Source organism: Donghicola sp., assembly GCF_025210255.1.
Classification (GTDB): Bacteria; Pseudomonadota; Alphaproteobacteria; order Rhodobacterales; family Rhodobacteraceae; genus Donghicola; species Donghicola eburneus.
Genome location: NZ_JAOARZ010000024.1, coordinates 47,482 through 62,664, shown reverse-complemented (window position 1 = coordinate 62,664; position 15,183 = coordinate 47,482). Strand labels below are relative to the sequence as shown.

17 protein-coding genes are annotated in these 15,183 nt (G+C 59.8%); 12 read left to right on the top strand and 5 right to left on the bottom strand.

The features are described from left to right. Nucleotides 1-1,068 (bottom strand): SAM-dependent methyltransferase, encoded by a 1,068-nt coding sequence (locus N4A58_RS11110; RefSeq protein ID WP_293709619.1) that lies wholly within the window; start codon nucleotides 1,066-1,068, stop codon nucleotides 1-3. Next, nucleotides 1,065-1,934, bottom strand: a complete 870-nt coding sequence (gene lgt, locus N4A58_RS11105) for a prolipoprotein diacylglyceryl transferase (RefSeq protein WP_293709617.1) — start codon at nucleotides 1,932-1,934, stop codon at nucleotides 1,065-1,067. The genes N4A58_RS11110 and lgt overlap by 4 nt, the downstream gene beginning before the upstream one ends. A gap of 96 nt (nucleotides 1,935-2,030) precedes the next feature. On the opposite strand from lgt, the gene N4A58_RS11100 reads away from it, so the two are divergent. The 5 genes from N4A58_RS11100 (at nucleotide 2,031) to N4A58_RS11080 (ending at nucleotide 5,226) form a co-directional block, all read left to right on the top strand. Then, complete coding sequence (locus tag N4A58_RS11100; RefSeq protein WP_293709615.1) at nucleotides 2,031-2,276, top strand: accessory factor UbiK family protein; 246 nt, start codon at nucleotides 2,031-2,033, stop codon at nucleotides 2,274-2,276. Between the two features lie 298 nt (nucleotides 2,277-2,574). Further along, entirely contained in the window at nucleotides 2,575-3,075 is a 501-nt protein-coding gene (locus N4A58_RS11095; protein ID WP_293709613.1) for a YbjN domain-containing protein, read from the top strand. A 60-nt stretch (nucleotides 3,076-3,135) separates the two neighbouring features. Next, a complete protein-coding gene (gene proC, locus N4A58_RS11090) occupies nucleotides 3,136-3,948 on the top strand; it encodes a pyrroline-5-carboxylate reductase (protein WP_293709611.1) in 813 nt (270 codons plus the stop codon). After that, nucleotides 3,941-4,279, top strand: a complete 339-nt coding sequence (locus tag N4A58_RS11085) for a tRNA-binding protein (protein ID WP_293709609.1) — start codon at nucleotides 3,941-3,943, stop codon at nucleotides 4,277-4,279. The genes proC and N4A58_RS11085 overlap by 8 nt, the downstream gene beginning before the upstream one ends. Then, nucleotides 4,273-5,226 carry a D-glycerate dehydrogenase gene (locus N4A58_RS11080; protein ID WP_293709607.1) on the top strand — a complete coding sequence of 318 codons (954 nt, stop codon included), beginning with the start codon at nucleotides 4,273-4,275 and terminating at the stop codon, nucleotides 5,224-5,226. The genes N4A58_RS11085 and N4A58_RS11080 overlap by 7 nt, the downstream gene beginning before the upstream one ends. A 26-nt stretch (nucleotides 5,227-5,252) precedes the next feature. Here the strand turns inward: N4A58_RS11080 and N4A58_RS11075 are convergent, their stop codons facing one another. After that, complete coding sequence (locus N4A58_RS11075; protein WP_293709605.1) at nucleotides 5,253-5,846, bottom strand: thymidine kinase; 594 nt, start codon at nucleotides 5,844-5,846, stop codon at nucleotides 5,253-5,255. Between the two features lie 130 nt (nucleotides 5,847-5,976). Here N4A58_RS11075 and N4A58_RS11070 point away from each other — a divergent pair, with 130 nt between their 5' ends. From N4A58_RS11070 to N4A58_RS11060, 3 genes are all read left to right on the top strand, one after another. After that, the gene (locus N4A58_RS11070; protein WP_293709603.1) at nucleotides 5,977-6,420 is read left to right on the top strand and encodes a BrnA antitoxin family protein; all 444 of its coding nucleotides are present in this window, start codon (nucleotides 5,977-5,979) and stop codon (nucleotides 6,418-6,420) included. 235 nt (nucleotides 6,421-6,655) lie between these two features. Further along, nucleotides 6,656-7,210, top strand: a complete 555-nt coding sequence (locus N4A58_RS11065; protein WP_293709601.1) for a hypothetical protein — start codon at nucleotides 6,656-6,658, stop codon at nucleotides 7,208-7,210. Further along, the gene (locus tag N4A58_RS11060) at nucleotides 7,191-7,595 is read left to right on the top strand and encodes a hypothetical protein (protein WP_293709599.1); all 405 of its coding nucleotides are present in this window, start codon (nucleotides 7,191-7,193) and stop codon (nucleotides 7,593-7,595) included. Before N4A58_RS11065 ends, N4A58_RS11060 begins: the two co-directional genes overlap by 20 nt. Nucleotides 7,596-7,648: 53 nt before the next feature. Here the strand turns inward: N4A58_RS11060 and carB are convergent, their stop codons facing one another. Beyond that, nucleotides 7,649-10,981: a carbamoyl-phosphate synthase large subunit gene (gene carB / locus N4A58_RS11055; protein ID WP_293709597.1), complete on the bottom strand. Its 3,333-nt coding sequence runs from the start codon at nucleotides 10,979-10,981 to the stop codon at nucleotides 7,649-7,651. Nucleotides 10,982-11,226: 245 nt separating this feature from the next. On the opposite strand from carB, the gene N4A58_RS11050 reads away from it, so the two are divergent. The 3 genes from N4A58_RS11050 (at nucleotide 11,227) to N4A58_RS11040 (ending at nucleotide 13,691) form a co-directional block, all read left to right on the top strand. Further along, nucleotides 11,227-12,348 carry an aminodeoxychorismate synthase component I gene (locus N4A58_RS11050; protein WP_293709595.1) on the top strand — a complete coding sequence of 374 codons (1,122 nt, stop codon included), beginning with the start codon at nucleotides 11,227-11,229 and terminating at the stop codon, nucleotides 12,346-12,348. Then, a complete protein-coding gene (locus tag N4A58_RS11045; protein WP_293709593.1) occupies nucleotides 12,303-12,947 on the top strand; it encodes an aminotransferase class IV family protein in 645 nt (214 codons plus the stop codon). The genes N4A58_RS11050 and N4A58_RS11045 overlap by 46 nt, the downstream gene beginning before the upstream one ends. Before the next feature lie 63 nt (nucleotides 12,948-13,010). Continuing rightward, nucleotides 13,011-13,691: an FAD-binding oxidoreductase gene (locus N4A58_RS11040; RefSeq protein ID WP_293709591.1), complete on the top strand. Its 681-nt coding sequence runs from the start codon at nucleotides 13,011-13,013 to the stop codon at nucleotides 13,689-13,691. Nucleotides 13,692-13,816: 125 nt separating this feature from the next. Here N4A58_RS11040 and N4A58_RS11035 read toward each other — a convergent pair whose 3' ends face one another. Next, a complete protein-coding gene (locus tag N4A58_RS11035) occupies nucleotides 13,817-14,200 on the bottom strand; it encodes a hypothetical protein (RefSeq protein ID WP_293709589.1) in 384 nt (127 codons plus the stop codon). Between the two features lie 327 nt (nucleotides 14,201-14,527). On the opposite strand from N4A58_RS11035, the gene N4A58_RS11030 reads away from it, so the two are divergent. Beyond that, entirely contained in the window at nucleotides 14,528-15,082 is a 555-nt protein-coding gene (locus N4A58_RS11030; protein ID WP_293709587.1) for a GNAT family N-acetyltransferase, read from the top strand. Nucleotides 15,083-15,183 lie beyond the last annotated feature (101 nt).

The following is a 15,183-nucleotide window of genomic DNA, read 5'->3' as shown; positions in this document are numbered from 1 at the left end:
TTATTCGCTGAGTCCTGCGGGAATTGGGGCGCCCTCGGGGTAGATCCCGAGCACTTTGAAGAGCGTTCCCATTTCTTCGGGGTGGGTCAAGCGGCGATGCGCGGCGATATGGTTTTCCAGAGGTGTTCCGGTCAGTTGCTTGGCCAGTGCCTGCGCTCGGGCGGTGATGCCCAAACGCTCTAGAAACAGGCCCTGTCCCGTCAGGCGGGTATATTTTGCGGGGCTGGCGGCGGTTGCGATCGCCTCGAAATCTACATGGGCGGTCAGGTCGGCGTGGCCGGGCATCTCCAGCGGGTCGGCGTATTCGTGCCGACGTAGCGCCTGAAACGTGTCCCCCTGAGAGCGCCAGTCGCCGTAGTCGATAATTAGCCCGACGCCGCCATTCTTGGCGATCCGGCTGCCGATCTCGGCGGCCATGGCGTGGGCGGGGGCGCAGGTTTCGACCAAGTCACCCTCGATCGTGTCATCAAGCCGATGGGCGAGCGCGTCCAAAGGCGCGGGCGTTGCACGGGCACGGGTCAGGCGACCTTCGGCCGCGGTCACCAGAATTTCGCTCCAGCCATCCTGAGCGCGTTGGAACTGGCGGATCGGCAGAGCGTCAAAGAATTCGTTGGCCACGAGGTAGAGCGGCACATCGTCGGGCAGGTCTGCGCAGTGGTCGTGCCACGTTGGCATATAGCCGGCCAAGCGCGCCGATTGCGCCTGACGCAGGGCGGGCGACGCCTCGACCAGATGCACCTCGGCGGCGGCATGAAACCCCGGCACGCGGCGCGTGGCGCGCAGTATGTCGGCCATCAAAGAGCCGCGACCGGGGCCAAGCTCTGCCATGACAAAGCGCTCGGGGGTGCCTTGATCCATCCACGCTTGGGCCAGCCCGAGGCCGATGACTTCGCCGAACATCTGGCTGATCTCTGGCGCGGTGGTGAAATCCCCCCGTGCACCCAACGGGTCACGGTTGGTGTAATACCCCAGATCCGGATGCAGCAGGCACGTGCTCATGTAGTCAGCCAAGGAGATCGGACCTTGGGCGGAAATCCGGCTCAGGAAATGGTCAAGCAACTCTGTCATGGGCGAATGCTATGTTTGCGGCGCGCGTAGGCAACGATAAAAAGTCCGATCAGCAGCATGGGTAGGGACAAAAGCTGTCCCATACTTAGCCCGTAGTCCCCAACCCAGAGCGCGTAGCCATAGGGGTTGGATTCATAGAACTGCGGATCACTCTCGCGGAAGTATTCGACGATAAAGCGCGACAATCCATAGCCCGCAACGAATGTTCCGGTCACAATTCCCGGCGTGCGCAGGTATTTGCGGCCCCATACCATCCAGAGGATCAGGGCGCCAAGGATCAGGCCCTCGTGCGCGGCTTCGTACAGCTGGCTGGGGTGGCGGGGCAGGCCAAGCGGATCGGTGGGAAAGATCATCGCCCACGGCACATCGGTCGGGCGGCCCCAAAGTTCGGCGTTGATAAAGTTCGCGATCCGGCCCAGCAGCAAGCCCGTGGGCGCTGCCAGCGCCAGCGCATCGGCAAGGGGCCATTTGGGAATGTTGTTACGGGCGGCAAAGAGCCACGCAGCGACGACAACCCCGGCAAACCCGCCGTGAAAGGCCATGCCGCCATGCCAGACCATCAGGATCTCGGCGGGGTGGGCCATGTAATAGAGCGGTTTGTAAAGCAGGACAAAGCCCAGACGGCCGCCCACAATCACACCAAGGATGATCCAAGTCAGCAGATCCTCGACTTGGCGCGGGGTCATCGGGGGCTGGTCGTTCTGCCACAGGCTCGGGCGCTTTAGGGCGCGCACGATGAGCTGCCAGCCGATGATCAGGCCAGCGATATAAGCCAGCGCGTACCAGCGCAGGGCGAACGCGAACCCGCCGATTTCGATCGAAAAGAGTTCGGGGGAAAAGTTGGGGTACGGTATAAGTGCCTGCATGTGCGTCTGTGTGCCGTTGTCTTTCAGGCGAAGTCAAGGTTGAGCCTGACGCCGTCACGCCCCATATAGAAGTCAAATGTAACGCCGGAGACACCAATGCAAACCAAGGGCAAGATTTTCGACGATCTTTCGCAACTGATGACCAACGCCATGGGTGTCGCCCAAGGCGCAAAGCAAGAGGCCGAAACCGCAGTCAGCTCTGTGCTGGACCGTTGGCTGGCCGAGCGGGACTTTGTCACCCGCGAAGAATTCGACGCGGTGCGCGCCATGGCGCAAAAAGCCCGCGAAGAGAACGAGGCGCTGAAGGCGCGTCTTGATGCTCTGGAAAAAGGTCAGGGTTAAGAGTCACTTACCCGACTTTTGGGCGAAAATTGGATCAAGGGGCGGCGCATCGGTGTCGCCCCTTGACTCTTTTTGGGTCTAGTGACAGCCGTCTTGCAAGTGGGCGGATTTGGGCGATTTTCCTGATCTATCCACAACTTATTGCGACTCGGCCTGCAGAAATCGCTGGACGAACGAATCAATAACCCGCACCATATGTCGTATAGAGAGCGGCGCTATGCCGCTTTTCCTTGAGCAGGCACCTAGCGCTTGGGGCGCTGCCACGTCCCAAAGCCATCTAAAAAATCGAGGTGACGGCATGGCGGTAACAGAAGAATTCCTGAGCGACGATCTTCATCCGATCGACCTTGTGGAAACGTTAGCTGAAAACAGGGCTTGGGATTTCGACCGGGTCGGGGACAACCAGATCGCCATGGCGGTCGTGGGGCAGTGGCGCACGTATTCGATCACCCTCGCGTGGTCAGACTATGACGAGACGCTGCGTCTGGTCTGCACCTTTGAAATGGACCCGCCGCATCACCGGATGCCGCAGGTGTACGAGACGTTGAACCTGATCAACGATCAGGTCTGGTCTGGTGCGTTTAGCTACTGGGAAAAACATCGCCTAATGGTCTATCGCTATGGTCTGCTACTGGCTGGCGGTCAGCTGGCAACGGCTGCGCAGGTGGACTTAATGATCAGCAGCGCTGTGTCGAACGCAGAGCGCTTCTATCCTGCGATGCAGCTGGTGGCTTGGGGCGGACGCGAGCCTGCGGATGGCCTGCAAGTCGCCATTGCAGAGGCGTACGGCCGCGCCTAACCTGTCCCCAAATTCAGGCGGGGCGGGCTGGACCTGCCCCTGAAAAACGGGGATTTCCTTATGGATATGAAAGACGTGGCCGAACGCGGCCTTGTTCTGCTGGGATGTGGGAAGATGGGCTCGGCCATGTTGGCGGGCTGGCTCAAGGGCGGACTGCCGAACACCTCGGTGTGGGTGATTGACCCGTTCCCCTCTGACTGGGTTCAGGCCCAAGGCGTCCATGTGAACGCCGATTTGCCTGCCAATCCCGCGCTGGTTCTGATCGCTGTTAAGCCCCAGATGATGGGCGAGGCTCTGCCGACATTGGCGGCAATGGGCAGCGACACGCTGTTCGTCTCGGTGGCGGCGGGGACATCTCTGGCCACCTACGAGGCTGCTTTGGGCGCAGACAGTGCGATCATTCGCTGTATGCCGAACACACCCGCGGCCGTAGGCCAAGGGATCACCGCTCTGATCGGCAATGCCAACGTTTCCGAAGATCAACTGGCCCTGTCCGAGGCCCTGTTGCAGGCGGTTGGCCAGACCGTGCGATTGGAGAGCGAAGATCAGATGGACGCTGTGACCGCCCTGTCTGGCTCTGGTCCCGCGTATGTGTTCCACATGATCGAATGCCTTGCTGCGGCTGGAGAGGCCGAGGGTCTGTCGCCAGAGCTGGCGATGAAACTGGCGCAGGCGACCGTCGCGGGTGCAGGTGCCTTGGCCGAAGGGGCGGATGAGACGCCCGCGCAGCTGCGCGTGAACGTGACTAGCCCGAATGGGACCACCCAAGCGGGTCTCGAAGTGCTGATGGACGAGAACGCTGGTTTGCCGTCTCTGGTCCGTGCAACTGTCAAGGCTGCCGCAGACCGCAGTCGGGAGTTGGGCCGTGACTGAGATCACCTATGACGATTTCGCCAAAGTCGACATCCGCGTCGGCCGCGTGGTCAAAGCCGAACCCTATCCAGAGGCGCGCAAGCCCGCGATCAAACTTTGGATCGATTTCGGGCCCGAGATTGGGGAAAAGCGCAGCTCTGCCCAGATCACCGTCCACTATGCGCCCGAAGAGTTGGTCGGCCGCTTGGTCATGGGGGTTGTGAATTTCCCGCCGCGCCAGATTGGCAAGTTCATGTCCGAGGTCTTGGTTCTTGGCTTCCACGACGCCGACGATGCAGTCGTTCTGGCCACCCCAGACAAAGAAACCCCAATCGGAGCGCGCCTATGCTGAAGCTGTTTGTGACCCGCCCGCTGCCCGAAAAGGTTTTGGATGCCTTGGCCGAGCGGTTTGAAATGACTGTCCGTCCCAGCGAATTGCCTATGGAATTCGATGAAATGACGGCAAGCTTGCGTGATTATGACGTGGTTTTGCCCACGTTGCGCGATCTTTATAGCGCCAAGGTATTTGACGCCGTAGATAAGCGGCGCTGCAAGCTGCTGGCAAATTTTGGCGTTGGCTTTAACCATATCGACGTGGCTGCGGCCAAGGGCGCTGGCGTTCTGGTGACCAACACACCCGGCGCTGTTACTGATGCAACGGCAGATATTGCGCTGACTTTAATGCTGATGGTAACGCGCCGCGCTGGCGAAGGCGAACGTCTGGTGCGCTCTGGTGGCTGGACCGGTTGGCATCCCACGCAGATGCTGGGAATGCACCTGACGGGCAAACGCTTGGGCATTCTGGGGATGGGGCGCATTGGTCAGGCCATTGCGCGGCGCTGCCACTATGGGTTTGATATGACGGTGCATTACTGCTCTCGGACGCCCAAAGAGGCGGTGATGGAGACGTCTTGGCACAAGTCTGCGGCGGAACTGGCGGCTGCGGTGGATGTGCTGGTTGTGGCCGTTCCAGGCGGCGCTGAGACGCGGCATCTGGTGGATACCGAGGTGCTGAAGGCGCTGGGACCTGACGGGTATTTGGTAAACATCGCCCGGGGTGATGTGGTGGACGAGGCGGCACTGATTGCGGCGTTGGAAGCTGGAGACATCGCCGGTGCGGGCTTGGACGTTTACGAAAATGAACCAGCGGTTCCCGAAACGTTAATGGCCCGCTCGGACGTTGTTTTGTTGCCGCATCTGGGCACGGCGGCGCTGGAAGTGCGCGAGGCGATGGGGATGGTCGCGGTTGAGAACCTGATCGCGTTTGCCGAAGGGCGGGAATTGGTGAATCCAGTCTGATTTGGGTATTTTTACCAAGAAAGAGGTTAAGAGGTGATGGTCGCGTCGCCCGTGGCCTCTCGGAAATGGCGGCGGCAGAGGCTGATGTAGGTTTCGTTGCCGCCAATTTGCACTTGATTTCCAGAGGTTTGGACGGAGCCGTCGGGGTTTTTGCGGATGACCATGGTGGCTTTTTTTCCGCAGTGGCAGATTGTGCGGACTTCTCGCATTTCGTCTGCCAAAGCGAGCAATGCCGCTGATCCGGGGAAAAGTTTTCCAAGGAAATCAACGCGTAAGCCGTAGCACATGACCGGAATGGACAGATCGTCGACAATTCGGGCAAGTTGCCAGACTTGGTCTTCGGTCAGGAACTGCGCTTCGTCCACGAAAATGCAGGTGATTTCGCCGGACTTGAGGCGGGATATGACCTTTTCCTCTAGGTTTTCCAATGGGTTGAAGGTGTCCGCCTCGGCGCCGATGCCGATGCGGCTGGCGATGCGGCCTGTGCCTGCGCGGCCGTCTATTTCTGCGGTCAGCAGGTAGGTTTTCATCCCTCTTTCCAGATAGTTATGGGATGCCTGCAGCAAGACCGTCGATTTGCCCGCGTTCATGGTGGAGTAGTGGAAATAGAGCTTGGCCATGGCGCTTCTTTTAGCGTCTGGATCACGGCTGGCAAGCGTATGGATCACGTACTGACGTTCCGTACGGTGGCTCCAGCGGGCGTTTACCGAATTTGCGGACTGTTAGGCATCCAAGTCGATGAGGTGTGCCATGCTGATCCCCGAAATCAAAACCCCGAAACAACGCGAACACTTTGGCTATCTGATGGATGTGCTGGCCCGACTGGAATGGGACCTGCACCAGCCAATCATTAATGACAAACGCATTCCGTATGACTGGCGGGACATGCTGAACCGGCGCGGGGCGGGGCGGAAAAAGAAGGTCACCCTGTGGGTCGAAGAGGACGTGATCCGGTTCTTCAAGAAACAAGGGAAGGGCTACACCACGCGGATGAACGACGTGCTGGTGGCCTTTATGCTGTCGAAGCTGTCAGGGCTGATCAACTCGCGGGACACGATCGAGGAATTTCAGGAAAGCGATATCCAGCGCAAGGACGAGATGCGCCCAGAGTTCGGGGATTATGATCGGGCCGAGGCAGAGTTTGATGCGAAGATGGCGCAGCGGGCTGAGGCTTGGCGGGCGAAGCAGGGGTAATGGTCGGTCATGGATATTGCAGTTAGGCCGCCTGAGAATTTCTCAACGCTTATGGGGGTAAAGCCTAGGGTAGCAAAGACGCTCAAAGCAGCGCTTCCGCATCTCCATCTCACCCCTCTTCAGCAATGATTTCTTTTATGAAAACACGCTTCGCTTGATAGGACGAATTCTCACTTCACTTCAAGATTGATATTATATAGTTCACGAGGATAGCTAGATCATAGGAATTCTTGTTTTGGACGAACCCGAGAATATCTCTTCATCAGGTTCTTGGCTTATTGAAAATTGGGGCAATCTTTCTTCGCTGGTCGGATTGGTAGTCTCGCTTGTAGGTCTTGGGATCACAATTTATTTATCTTGGCGTGCAAAAACTGCTGCGGAAGCTTCTCAACTCGCCGCCGAGAGGACCCGTTCTAAGCTAGCACATGTAGATTTGATTGCTGATTTGCACCAAGCGGGGTCTTTTATTGATGATTTGAAGACTCGAGTCCATGCGGGAAGCTACGAAGTAATTTCTGATAAATCACACATCGTAAGAACCCTAGTGGGGCCAATCGCACAGGGCCGAGACCTAGCTATAACAGAAGATTTAAAGAATCGGCTCTCTGAGCTTAATTCCCAAATGAAGCTTCTAGGAAGAATAGCGAACGTTTGCGCGACGGATAGAGAAAAAGCTATGGAGAAAGCAAAGACTTTGAGTATGCTTGACGACCAAAAGGAGAGTTTGGCGGTCGCATTGGCGGAGGTAAAGAGGTTACTAGGGGACCACGATGGAAACGAAAACATCTGAGAAGACGAAGGATAAGTGGCGCACACTTACCAATAGACTAGTTTCTAGCAGTCGATCTGGCGATATTCTGTGGAAGTCTACTGCTGAAGAGGCGTGTTTTGTAACGTCGATCTCGGGAAAAACGATTGTCTTCGCTAGGTCTTCTCAGACGGATAATTTCCCGTACAAGTACGTAATCTTTATCAATGATTCCGCGGGAAAGCTTGTCGATTCATTTGATGACGAAGATCTGGACCGAGATCACTTTGTGTCTGGGGCGTCCTACTTTAAGATTTTGGACGACTTCATGGATGAATTAATTCGAAAGGAAAGTGGTGCTGACGAAGTACTCGACGAGTTGCTTTTAACTCTAGGACCGACGGCTAATGAGGCGTCTGACTTCTAAGCAAAAGGGCGCCGATTGGCGCCCTTCGTTGTTTCTAGCGATGTGCTTCAGGGTTACCCCTGAAGCGATCTCACTTCGATATCGCCTTCTTCGCGGGCCTGCATGGCCAGCACGGCGGCGTGGGCGCCGGCGGCGGTGGTGAAGTAGGGGATCTTGTCATAGAGCGCCACCGAGCGGATTTCGCGGCTGTCGGCCACGGACTGCGCGCCTTCGGTGGTGTTGAAGACCAGATCGATGCCGCCGTCCTTCATGATGTCGACGATGTTCGGGCGGCCCTCGTAGACCTTGTTCACCAAGGTGGCGGGCACGTCATGTCCGGTGAGCCAGTCCGCGGTGCCTTTGGTCGCGACAATCTCGAAGCCCATTGTGGCCAGAAGCTGGGCGGCTTCGAGCATCTGGGCGGTCTTGTCCTCTGTCTTGATGGAGACAAAGACGCGGCCTTCGCGGGGCAGGATGGTGCCTGCGCCAAGCTGGGCCTTGAGGAAGGCGCGGGGGAAGCTGCGATCCCAGCCCATGACTTCGCCGGTCGAGCGCATTTCCGGCCCGAGGATGGTGTCCACACCGGGGAAGCGGGCGAAGGGCAGCACGGCCTCTTTGACCGAGAACCACGGCATGTTCGGGTCCGCGAGGGTCATGGGGTCGGCGATGGGCATCTCGGTGTCCATGTCCGAGCCTTCGGGATACGAGGGGCGGAGCGGGAAGTTCGAGAGGGGCTCGCCGGACATGACGCGGGCCGCGATGGACGCGATGGCGCTGTCGGTTGCCTTGGCCACGAAGGGCACGGTGCGGGAGGCGCGGGGGTTCACCTCGATCAGGTAGACGTCGCCGTCCTTGACCGCGAACTGGACGTTCATCAGGCCGACGACGTTCAGTTCGAGGGCGAGCGCGACGGTCTGGCGCTTGATCTCTTCGATGATGTCTTTGGGCAGCGAGTAGGGGGGCAGCGAACAGGCGGAGTCGCCCGAGTGCACGCCAGCCTCTTCGATGTGCTGCATGATGCCGGTAACGTGGACATCCTTGCCGTCGGACAGGGCGTCAACGTCGATCTCGGTCGCGCCGGAGAGGTAGCTGTCGAGAAGGACGGGGCTGTCGCCGGACACGACCACGGCTTCGGCGATGTAACGCTCGAGCTGGGGCAGGTCGCGGACGATTTCCATGGCGCGGCCACCCAGAACATAGGAGGGGCGGATCACCAGCGGGTAGCCGATCTGCTCTGCGATCTTGAAGGCTTCTTCGTCGGTGGACGCGATGCCGTTGTGGGGCTGCTTGAGGCCGAGACGGTTGACCAGATCCTGGAAACGCTCGCGGTCTTCGGCAAGGTCGATCGCGTCGGGCGAGGTGCCGAGGATCGGGATGCCCTCTTCTTCCAGCGCGTTGGCCAGTTTCAGCGGGGTCTGGCCGCCGAACTGAACGATGACGCCCTGCAGGGTGCCGTTCGACATTTCAACGCGCAGGATTTCCAGCACGTGCTCCAGCGTCAGGGGCTCGAAATACAGACGGTCCGAGGTGTCGTAGTCGGTCGACACGGTCTCGGGGTTGCAGTTGATCATGATGGTTTCGAACCCTGCGTCGGTCAGCGCGTAGCAGGCGTGACAGCAGCAGTAGTCGAACTCGATGCCCTGACCGATGCGGTTGGGGCCACCGCCAAGGATCACGACCTTCTTGCGGTCGCTGGGACGCGCTTCGCACTCGGGCTCGCCCATGACGGGGCTTTCGTAGGTCGAATACATATAGGGGGTCTGCGCTTCGAATTCCGCGGCGCAGGTGTCGATACGCTTGAACTGCGCGACGACGTTCAGGTTCTGGCGGGCGCGGCGCACTTGAGCTTCGTCGCGGCCGGTCAGTTTGGCCAGACGGGCATCCGAGAAGCCGAACATCTTGACGCGGCGCAGGCCCTCTTCGGTGACGGGCAGGCCGTCTTTCTTCAGTTCGTTCTCGACCTCCACGATTTCGCGGATACGGTCGAGGAACCAAGGATCAAAGGCGGTTGCGGCCTGGATCTGGTCGTTGGTCAGACCTTCGCGCATGGCCTGCGCAATGACGCGGATACGGTCGGGGGTCTGTTCGGCCAGTTTCTTGGTCACGGCGGCGACATCAGGCGCGCCGGGGATTTCGATCTCGTCAAAGCCGGTCAGACCGGTTTCCAGCGAGGCCAGTGCTTTCTGCATCGACTCGTGGATGGTACGGCCGATGGCCATGGCTTCACCGACCGACTTCATCGCGGTGGTCAGGTGCGGCTCGGAGCCTGCGAATTTCTCGAACGCAAAGCGCGGGATCTTGGTGACGACGTAGTCGATGGTGGGTTCGAACGACGCGGGCGTCACCTTGGTGATGTCGTTGTCCAGTTCGTCGAGCGTGTAGCCAACCGCCAGCTTGGCCGCGATCTTCGCGATGGGGAAGCCGGTGGCCTTGGACGCCAGAGCGGACGAGCGCGACACGCGGGGGTTCATTTCGATGACGACCATGCGGCCGTCCTTGGGGTTCACGGCCCACTGAACGTTCGAGCCGCCGGTTTCTACGCCGATCTCGCGCAGAACCGCGATCGAGGCGGTGCGCATCATCTGGTATTCTTTGTCGGTCAGGGTCAACGCAGGCGCCACGGTGATCGAGTCGCCGGTGTGCACACCCATGGGATCGACGTTTTCGATCGAGCAGACGATGATCGCGTTATCCGCTTTGTCGCGGACCACTTCCATCTCGTATTCTTTCCAGCCCAGCAGCGATTCATCGACAAGGATCTGACCTACGGGCGAGGCGTCCATGCCGGTGCGGCAGTAGTGGATGTAGTCTTCGCGGTTGTACGCCACGCCGCCGCCGGTGCCGCCAAGTGTAAAGGCAGGACGGATGATCGCGGGCAGGCCGATGTCTTCCAGCGCTTCGAGCGCGATGGCGACGCCAGCCTCTAGGTCATAGTGACCCTTTTCATTCTTGGGCGCGGTCACGATGGTCGCGCGGGGGTTTTCCAGACCGATCTTGTCCATGGCGTCGCGGAACAGGGCGCGGTCTTCGGCCTTTTCAATGGCTTCGCGGTTGGCACCGATCAGTTCGACGCCGTGCTCTTCGAGAACACCCATGTCCGCGAGGGACAGCGCGGTGTTCAGGCCGGTCTGACCGCCCATGGTGGGCAGAAGGGCGTCGGGTTTCTCTTTTTCGATGATCTTGGCAACGACCTCGGGGGTGATGGGCTCGATATAGGTGGCGTCGGCCAGACCGGGGTCGGTCATGATCGTCGCGGGGTTCGAGTTCACCAGAATGACGCGGTAGCCTTCTTCGCGCAGGGCCTTACAGGCTTGTGCGCCAGAGTAGTCGAACTCGCAGGCCTGACCGATAATGATCGGTCCGGCTCCGATGATCATGATCGAGTTGATATCGGTTCTTTTCGGCATATCGGTAATCCCCAGGCTGGCAGTTCGGGCGCGGAGGGTGCGCAAATTGTCGTGCGTTATAGACATCGGCGACCCATCTGCAAGGGGGGATAGGGCCTAAGATGCGCCTCGGTAAAGAGCACATGGCGTAGCAGCCGCAGTTATCCGGAAAAAGGACGGAAAAAATCCCGCAGGGGGCGTTTTCTTTTCTGTCCTTGCGCGTGTAATCCCCTAAGTCCCGCCTACGGATGGCACAGGAGACCGTTTTGGAGATTCGTTTCGATCATGGCCCCATGGGTGAGGGCACCTGTTTTCAGGGCGCGCGCCGCGTGATCGAGGCGTGGTCGGCGGATCAGGTGGCTGCGGCTTTGGCTGCGGTGGATGACGCTTTGGCGGGCGGTGCGTGGGTTGCTGGGTATGCCAGCTATGAGCTCGGCTATGCTTTGGAGCCGCGGCTGATGCCCTTGATGCCAGAGGGGCGGCGTGTGCCGCTGTTGCGATTTGGCGTGTATGACGCGCCTGTGGTGCGCGATTTGTCGGGCGGTGCTGCGGAATTGTCCGATGTGGCCCCTGTATGGTCGGCGGATCGGTACGAGGATGCGTTCGACCGTTTGCACGCCTATATCGGGGCGGGCGACATTTATCAGGTGAACCTGACCTTTCCGATGACCGCGCGCTGCTCGGGATCGCCCGAGGCGCTGTACGAGGGTCTGTCGCGGGTGCAGCCGGTGAAGCATGGGGCTTTGGTTCTGCAGGACGGGTTGCCCGCGATGCTGTCCCGCAGTCCCGAGCTGTTTTTCCGCACCTCTGCGGATTGCGTGATCGAGACTCGCCCGATGAAGGGCACCCAGCCCCGCAGCGATGACCCCGCCGAGGATGCGCGCCGCAAGGCGTGGTTGGCGCAGGATGAAAAGAACCGCGCCGAAAATCTGATGATCGTGGACTTGCTGCGCAATGACGTCAGCCGCGTGGCAGTGCCCGGCTCTGTCAAAGTGCCCGAGCTGTTCCATGTCGAGAGTTACGCGACCGTGCACCAGATGACATCGCTGGTGCGGGCACAGCTGGCCAAAGGTGTCGGCTTTGCCGAGATCATGACGGCGCTATTCCCTTGCGGATCGATCACCGGCGCGCCCAAGGTCCGCGCGATGGAGATCATTCACGAACTGGAACACGGTCCCCGCGACATCTACTGTGGGTCGATCGGCTGGATGGCCCCCGACGGGCGGTCCGAGTTCAACGTGGCGATCCGGACCCTGCTGGTGGACGGCGCGGATGTGACCTTGAACGTGGGGGGCGGGGTCGTGTGGGACTCTACCGCCGACAGCGAATACGAGGAAGCCCTATGGAAAGCCCGCTACGCCCGCCTGCCGACCAAGGTTTCCGCCTGATCGAAACCATGCTCTGGACGCCTGAGGGCGGTTTCGAGCGCGGGGATGTTCACCGCAAACGTCTGGCCTTTGCCGCGCGGCGGCTGGGGATTGCGCCCATCGGGGTCGAGGCGGCGCTAGCTGCGTTTGAGGCTGATGGGCCGCAGCGCGTGCGGCTGACTGTGGATGCAGGCGGTCGGCCAGAGATCACCCATGCGCCCTACACGCCCCTGCCCGAGGGGACGGTGTGGCGACTGGCTGTTGCCGAGACGCGGCTGGATGCCGATGACCCGTGGCTGGGCGTGAAGACCACCCAAAGACAGCTTTATGACCGCGACCGCGCCGCGATGCCTGCGGATGTGGACGAGTTGATCTATCTGAACGGCGCGGGCCATGTGTGCGAGGGGACAATCACCAATGTCTTTGCCGACTTGGGGCAGGGGCTGGTGACACCGCCCATCTCGGACGGTTTGCTGCCCGGTGTGCTGCGGTCCAGTCTGATTTGCGCGGGCAAGGTGCGGATACAGCACCTGACGCTGGATGATCTGCTGAATGCGCGGGCGATTTACGTCGGAAACTCGCTGCGCGGTCTGATAACGTCTGTTTTACAAGGCGCCTAGGGAACGCGAGCGGGGCCCAGTGCGTTGCCTTTCCAACGAGATTTAGGAAAGGAATTGCGAGTTATGGGTACGATCCTGACATTGGAAAAGAACGAAGAAGTCACGCATGACACCCGTCATCTGGTGTTCACCCGTCCCGAAGATTTCGACATCGAGCCCGGTCAGGCCGTGGACCTGACGCTGATGCGCGACGGCTGGCGCGACGAGGCGCGTCCCTTTACCCCCGTGATGACCGAGGATGCGTCGAAGATCGAATTTGTGATCAAGACCTATCCCGAGCATGACGGCGTGACCGACCAGATCCGTACGCTTGAGGTCGGCGAACAGGTCGAGGTTTCGGACCCGTGGGGGGCAATCCATGACGAAGGCCCCGGCACCTTTATCGCGGGCGGCGCAGGCATTACGCCCTTTATCGCGATCATGCGCCAGCGCGTGAAGGACAAAGGCACCATGGGCGGCGCGACGCTGATATTCTCGAACAAGACCGAGGACGACATTATCCTGCGCGAAGAGTTCGAAGAGATGCCCGGCCTGAAGACGATTTTTGTCCTGACCGAGCAAGGCACTTTGCCCCATGGCATGTATGGCGGCGCGATCAACAAGGATTTCTTGTATGATTATGCGAACCCCAAGCACGCGCCCTTTTACCTGTGCGGTCCCGACGAGATGGTCGACGAGTTGGAAGAGACTCTGAAAAATCTGGGCGTGCCGGAGAAGGCGATCATCCGCGAGGATTTCTCCTAAGGCTTCTTAGGACTGCGACAGATTTGGGCCCTGCGGGGCCCTTTTTTATGGGCGCGATTGTTTGGACAAAAGGAAACCCTCTGGCTTGGCGGCCAGAGGGTTTGAATGTCGCTGGGGGCGGCGGGTTATGCCGCGCGGGGGCGTACCGCATTTTCGGTGATGGCGTCGATCTGGCGCATCAGGGTGCGCAGGGGGATGCCGTCGGTGACTTCGGATGCATAGAGCGCAGGCAGGGTGGCCAGCGGGCCGGTGATCGGACGGTCGCAAATGACCAGAGCGATCTCTGCCGCGTCGCTGTCAGAGGTTTTGTAGGCACGCAATTGACGAGCAGACGAGAAATAAAGCTGCACCGGCGCCTCTAGCCGGTCAGAGACCAACTCTAGCACATGTGCGGGCAGTGGCGGTTGCCCGTCGGCGCCTGCGATGATCGCGATGGCGCGGGGCTGCGACTGGGCGCGGGCCGGTTCGATGAAATTCTCGGTGGTCTTCTGAAAGTTCGTATGAAGCATGTCGATAACCTGGGTCTGATGCCAAAACAGCGGCGAAACTCTAGAGGAATATGTAAGTCAGACTTTGTCCTGTTTTGGCGGCGGTCGGTGCCGCTGGTGAAAAGCATCACGCGCAAATTTAGGGCTGCGCGCTCGATTATATCGTGGTCTGGGAATATAACGCAGAGACCCCGCCGTAAGTTTCAGTCACCTTGACGTGAGGTTTCTGTGACAAAGACGAGCGTTGAATTGGTTCTGTGGGCTGCCGGAAATGTGGATATGGCGATAGGACCAATCGGCTGCTAGAGCCTGCTTGCGTTTCCATGTGCGAGAGAAAGGGCCCTGATCATGCGGGATTTTGCAACAGATGTGGTGTTGACCGACGGGGTTCTGGAATTGCGCCCCCTGCGGTCAAGTGATCGTGAGGGATTGTACGCGGCGGCCTCTGATCCCGCGACGTGGGCGCAGCATCCGGCCAAGGGGCGGGCAGAGCGGCCCGTGTTCGACCCGTATTTCGACTTTTTGCTGGGGGCAGGGGGCACTCTGGTCGCGATAGAGGTCGCGACGGGCACGATCTTGGGCTGTTCGCGGTTCTACGATGTGCCGGACCAGCCAGACGGGATCGCGATCGGGTTCACCTTTTTGGGGTGCGCGCACTGGGGCGGGGCGTGGAACCGCCGGATGAAGGCGCTGATGGTTGGCCATGTGCTGCAAAGCCGCCCCGAGGTCTGGCTGCACATTGCGCCGGACAACGTTCGGTCGCAGATCGCCAGCGGGCGGGTCGGGGCGGTGCACCAGTACGACGCTGATCTGGATATGGGGCAAGGTCCGGTGCCCTATAAATGCTATACGATCACAGCCCAGAGTTGGGCTGACGCCACGCGAACCCCGATCGAGGCGTGAAACAAGGCCGCCAAAGGGGGCCTTGGGGCCCGAAATTGGCGGCTTCTCTTGACTTCTGGGGCGTGGGCATGTGTATCGGCGTCAACTTGATACCACCCGTC

What these genes read in the sequence shown, in the direction of transcription:
- N4A58_RS11110 (WP_293709619.1), bottom strand. Translation starts at nt 1,068, where the DNA reads ATGACAGAGTTGCTTGACCATTTCCTGAGCCGGATTTCCGCCCAAGGT.
- lgt (WP_293709617.1), bottom strand. Translation starts at nt 1,934, where the DNA reads ATGCAGGCACTTATACCGTACCCCAACTTTTCCCCCGAACTCTTTTCG.
- N4A58_RS11100 (WP_293709615.1), top strand. Translation starts at nt 2,031, where the DNA reads ATGCAAACCAAGGGCAAGATTTTCGACGATCTTTCGCAACTGATGACC.
- N4A58_RS11095 (WP_293709613.1), top strand. Translation starts at nt 2,575, where the DNA reads ATGGCGGTAACAGAAGAATTCCTGAGCGACGATCTTCATCCGATCGAC.
- proC (WP_293709611.1), top strand. Translation starts at nt 3,136, where the DNA reads ATGGATATGAAAGACGTGGCCGAACGCGGCCTTGTTCTGCTGGGATGT.
- N4A58_RS11080 (WP_293709607.1), top strand. Translation starts at nt 4,273, where the DNA reads ATGCTGAAGCTGTTTGTGACCCGCCCGCTGCCCGAAAAGGTTTTGGAT.
- N4A58_RS11075 (WP_293709605.1), bottom strand. Translation starts at nt 5,846, where the DNA reads ATGGCCAAGCTCTATTTCCACTACTCCACCATGAACGCGGGCAAATCG.
- N4A58_RS11070 (WP_293709603.1), top strand. Translation starts at nt 5,977, where the DNA reads ATGCTGATCCCCGAAATCAAAACCCCGAAACAACGCGAACACTTTGGC.
- N4A58_RS11060 (WP_293709599.1), top strand. Translation starts at nt 7,191, where the DNA reads ATGGAAACGAAAACATCTGAGAAGACGAAGGATAAGTGGCGCACACTT.
- carB (WP_293709597.1), bottom strand. Translation starts at nt 10,981, where the DNA reads ATGCCGAAAAGAACCGATATCAACTCGATCATGATCATCGGAGCCGGA.
- N4A58_RS11045 (WP_293709593.1), top strand. Translation starts at nt 12,303, where the DNA reads ATGGAAAGCCCGCTACGCCCGCCTGCCGACCAAGGTTTCCGCCTGATC.
- N4A58_RS11040 (WP_293709591.1), top strand. Translation starts at nt 13,011, where the DNA reads ATGGGTACGATCCTGACATTGGAAAAGAACGAAGAAGTCACGCATGAC.
- N4A58_RS11035 (WP_293709589.1), bottom strand. Translation starts at nt 14,200, where the DNA reads ATGCTTCATACGAACTTTCAGAAGACCACCGAGAATTTCATCGAACCG.
- N4A58_RS11030 (WP_293709587.1), top strand. Translation starts at nt 14,528, where the DNA reads ATGCGGGATTTTGCAACAGATGTGGTGTTGACCGACGGGGTTCTGGAA.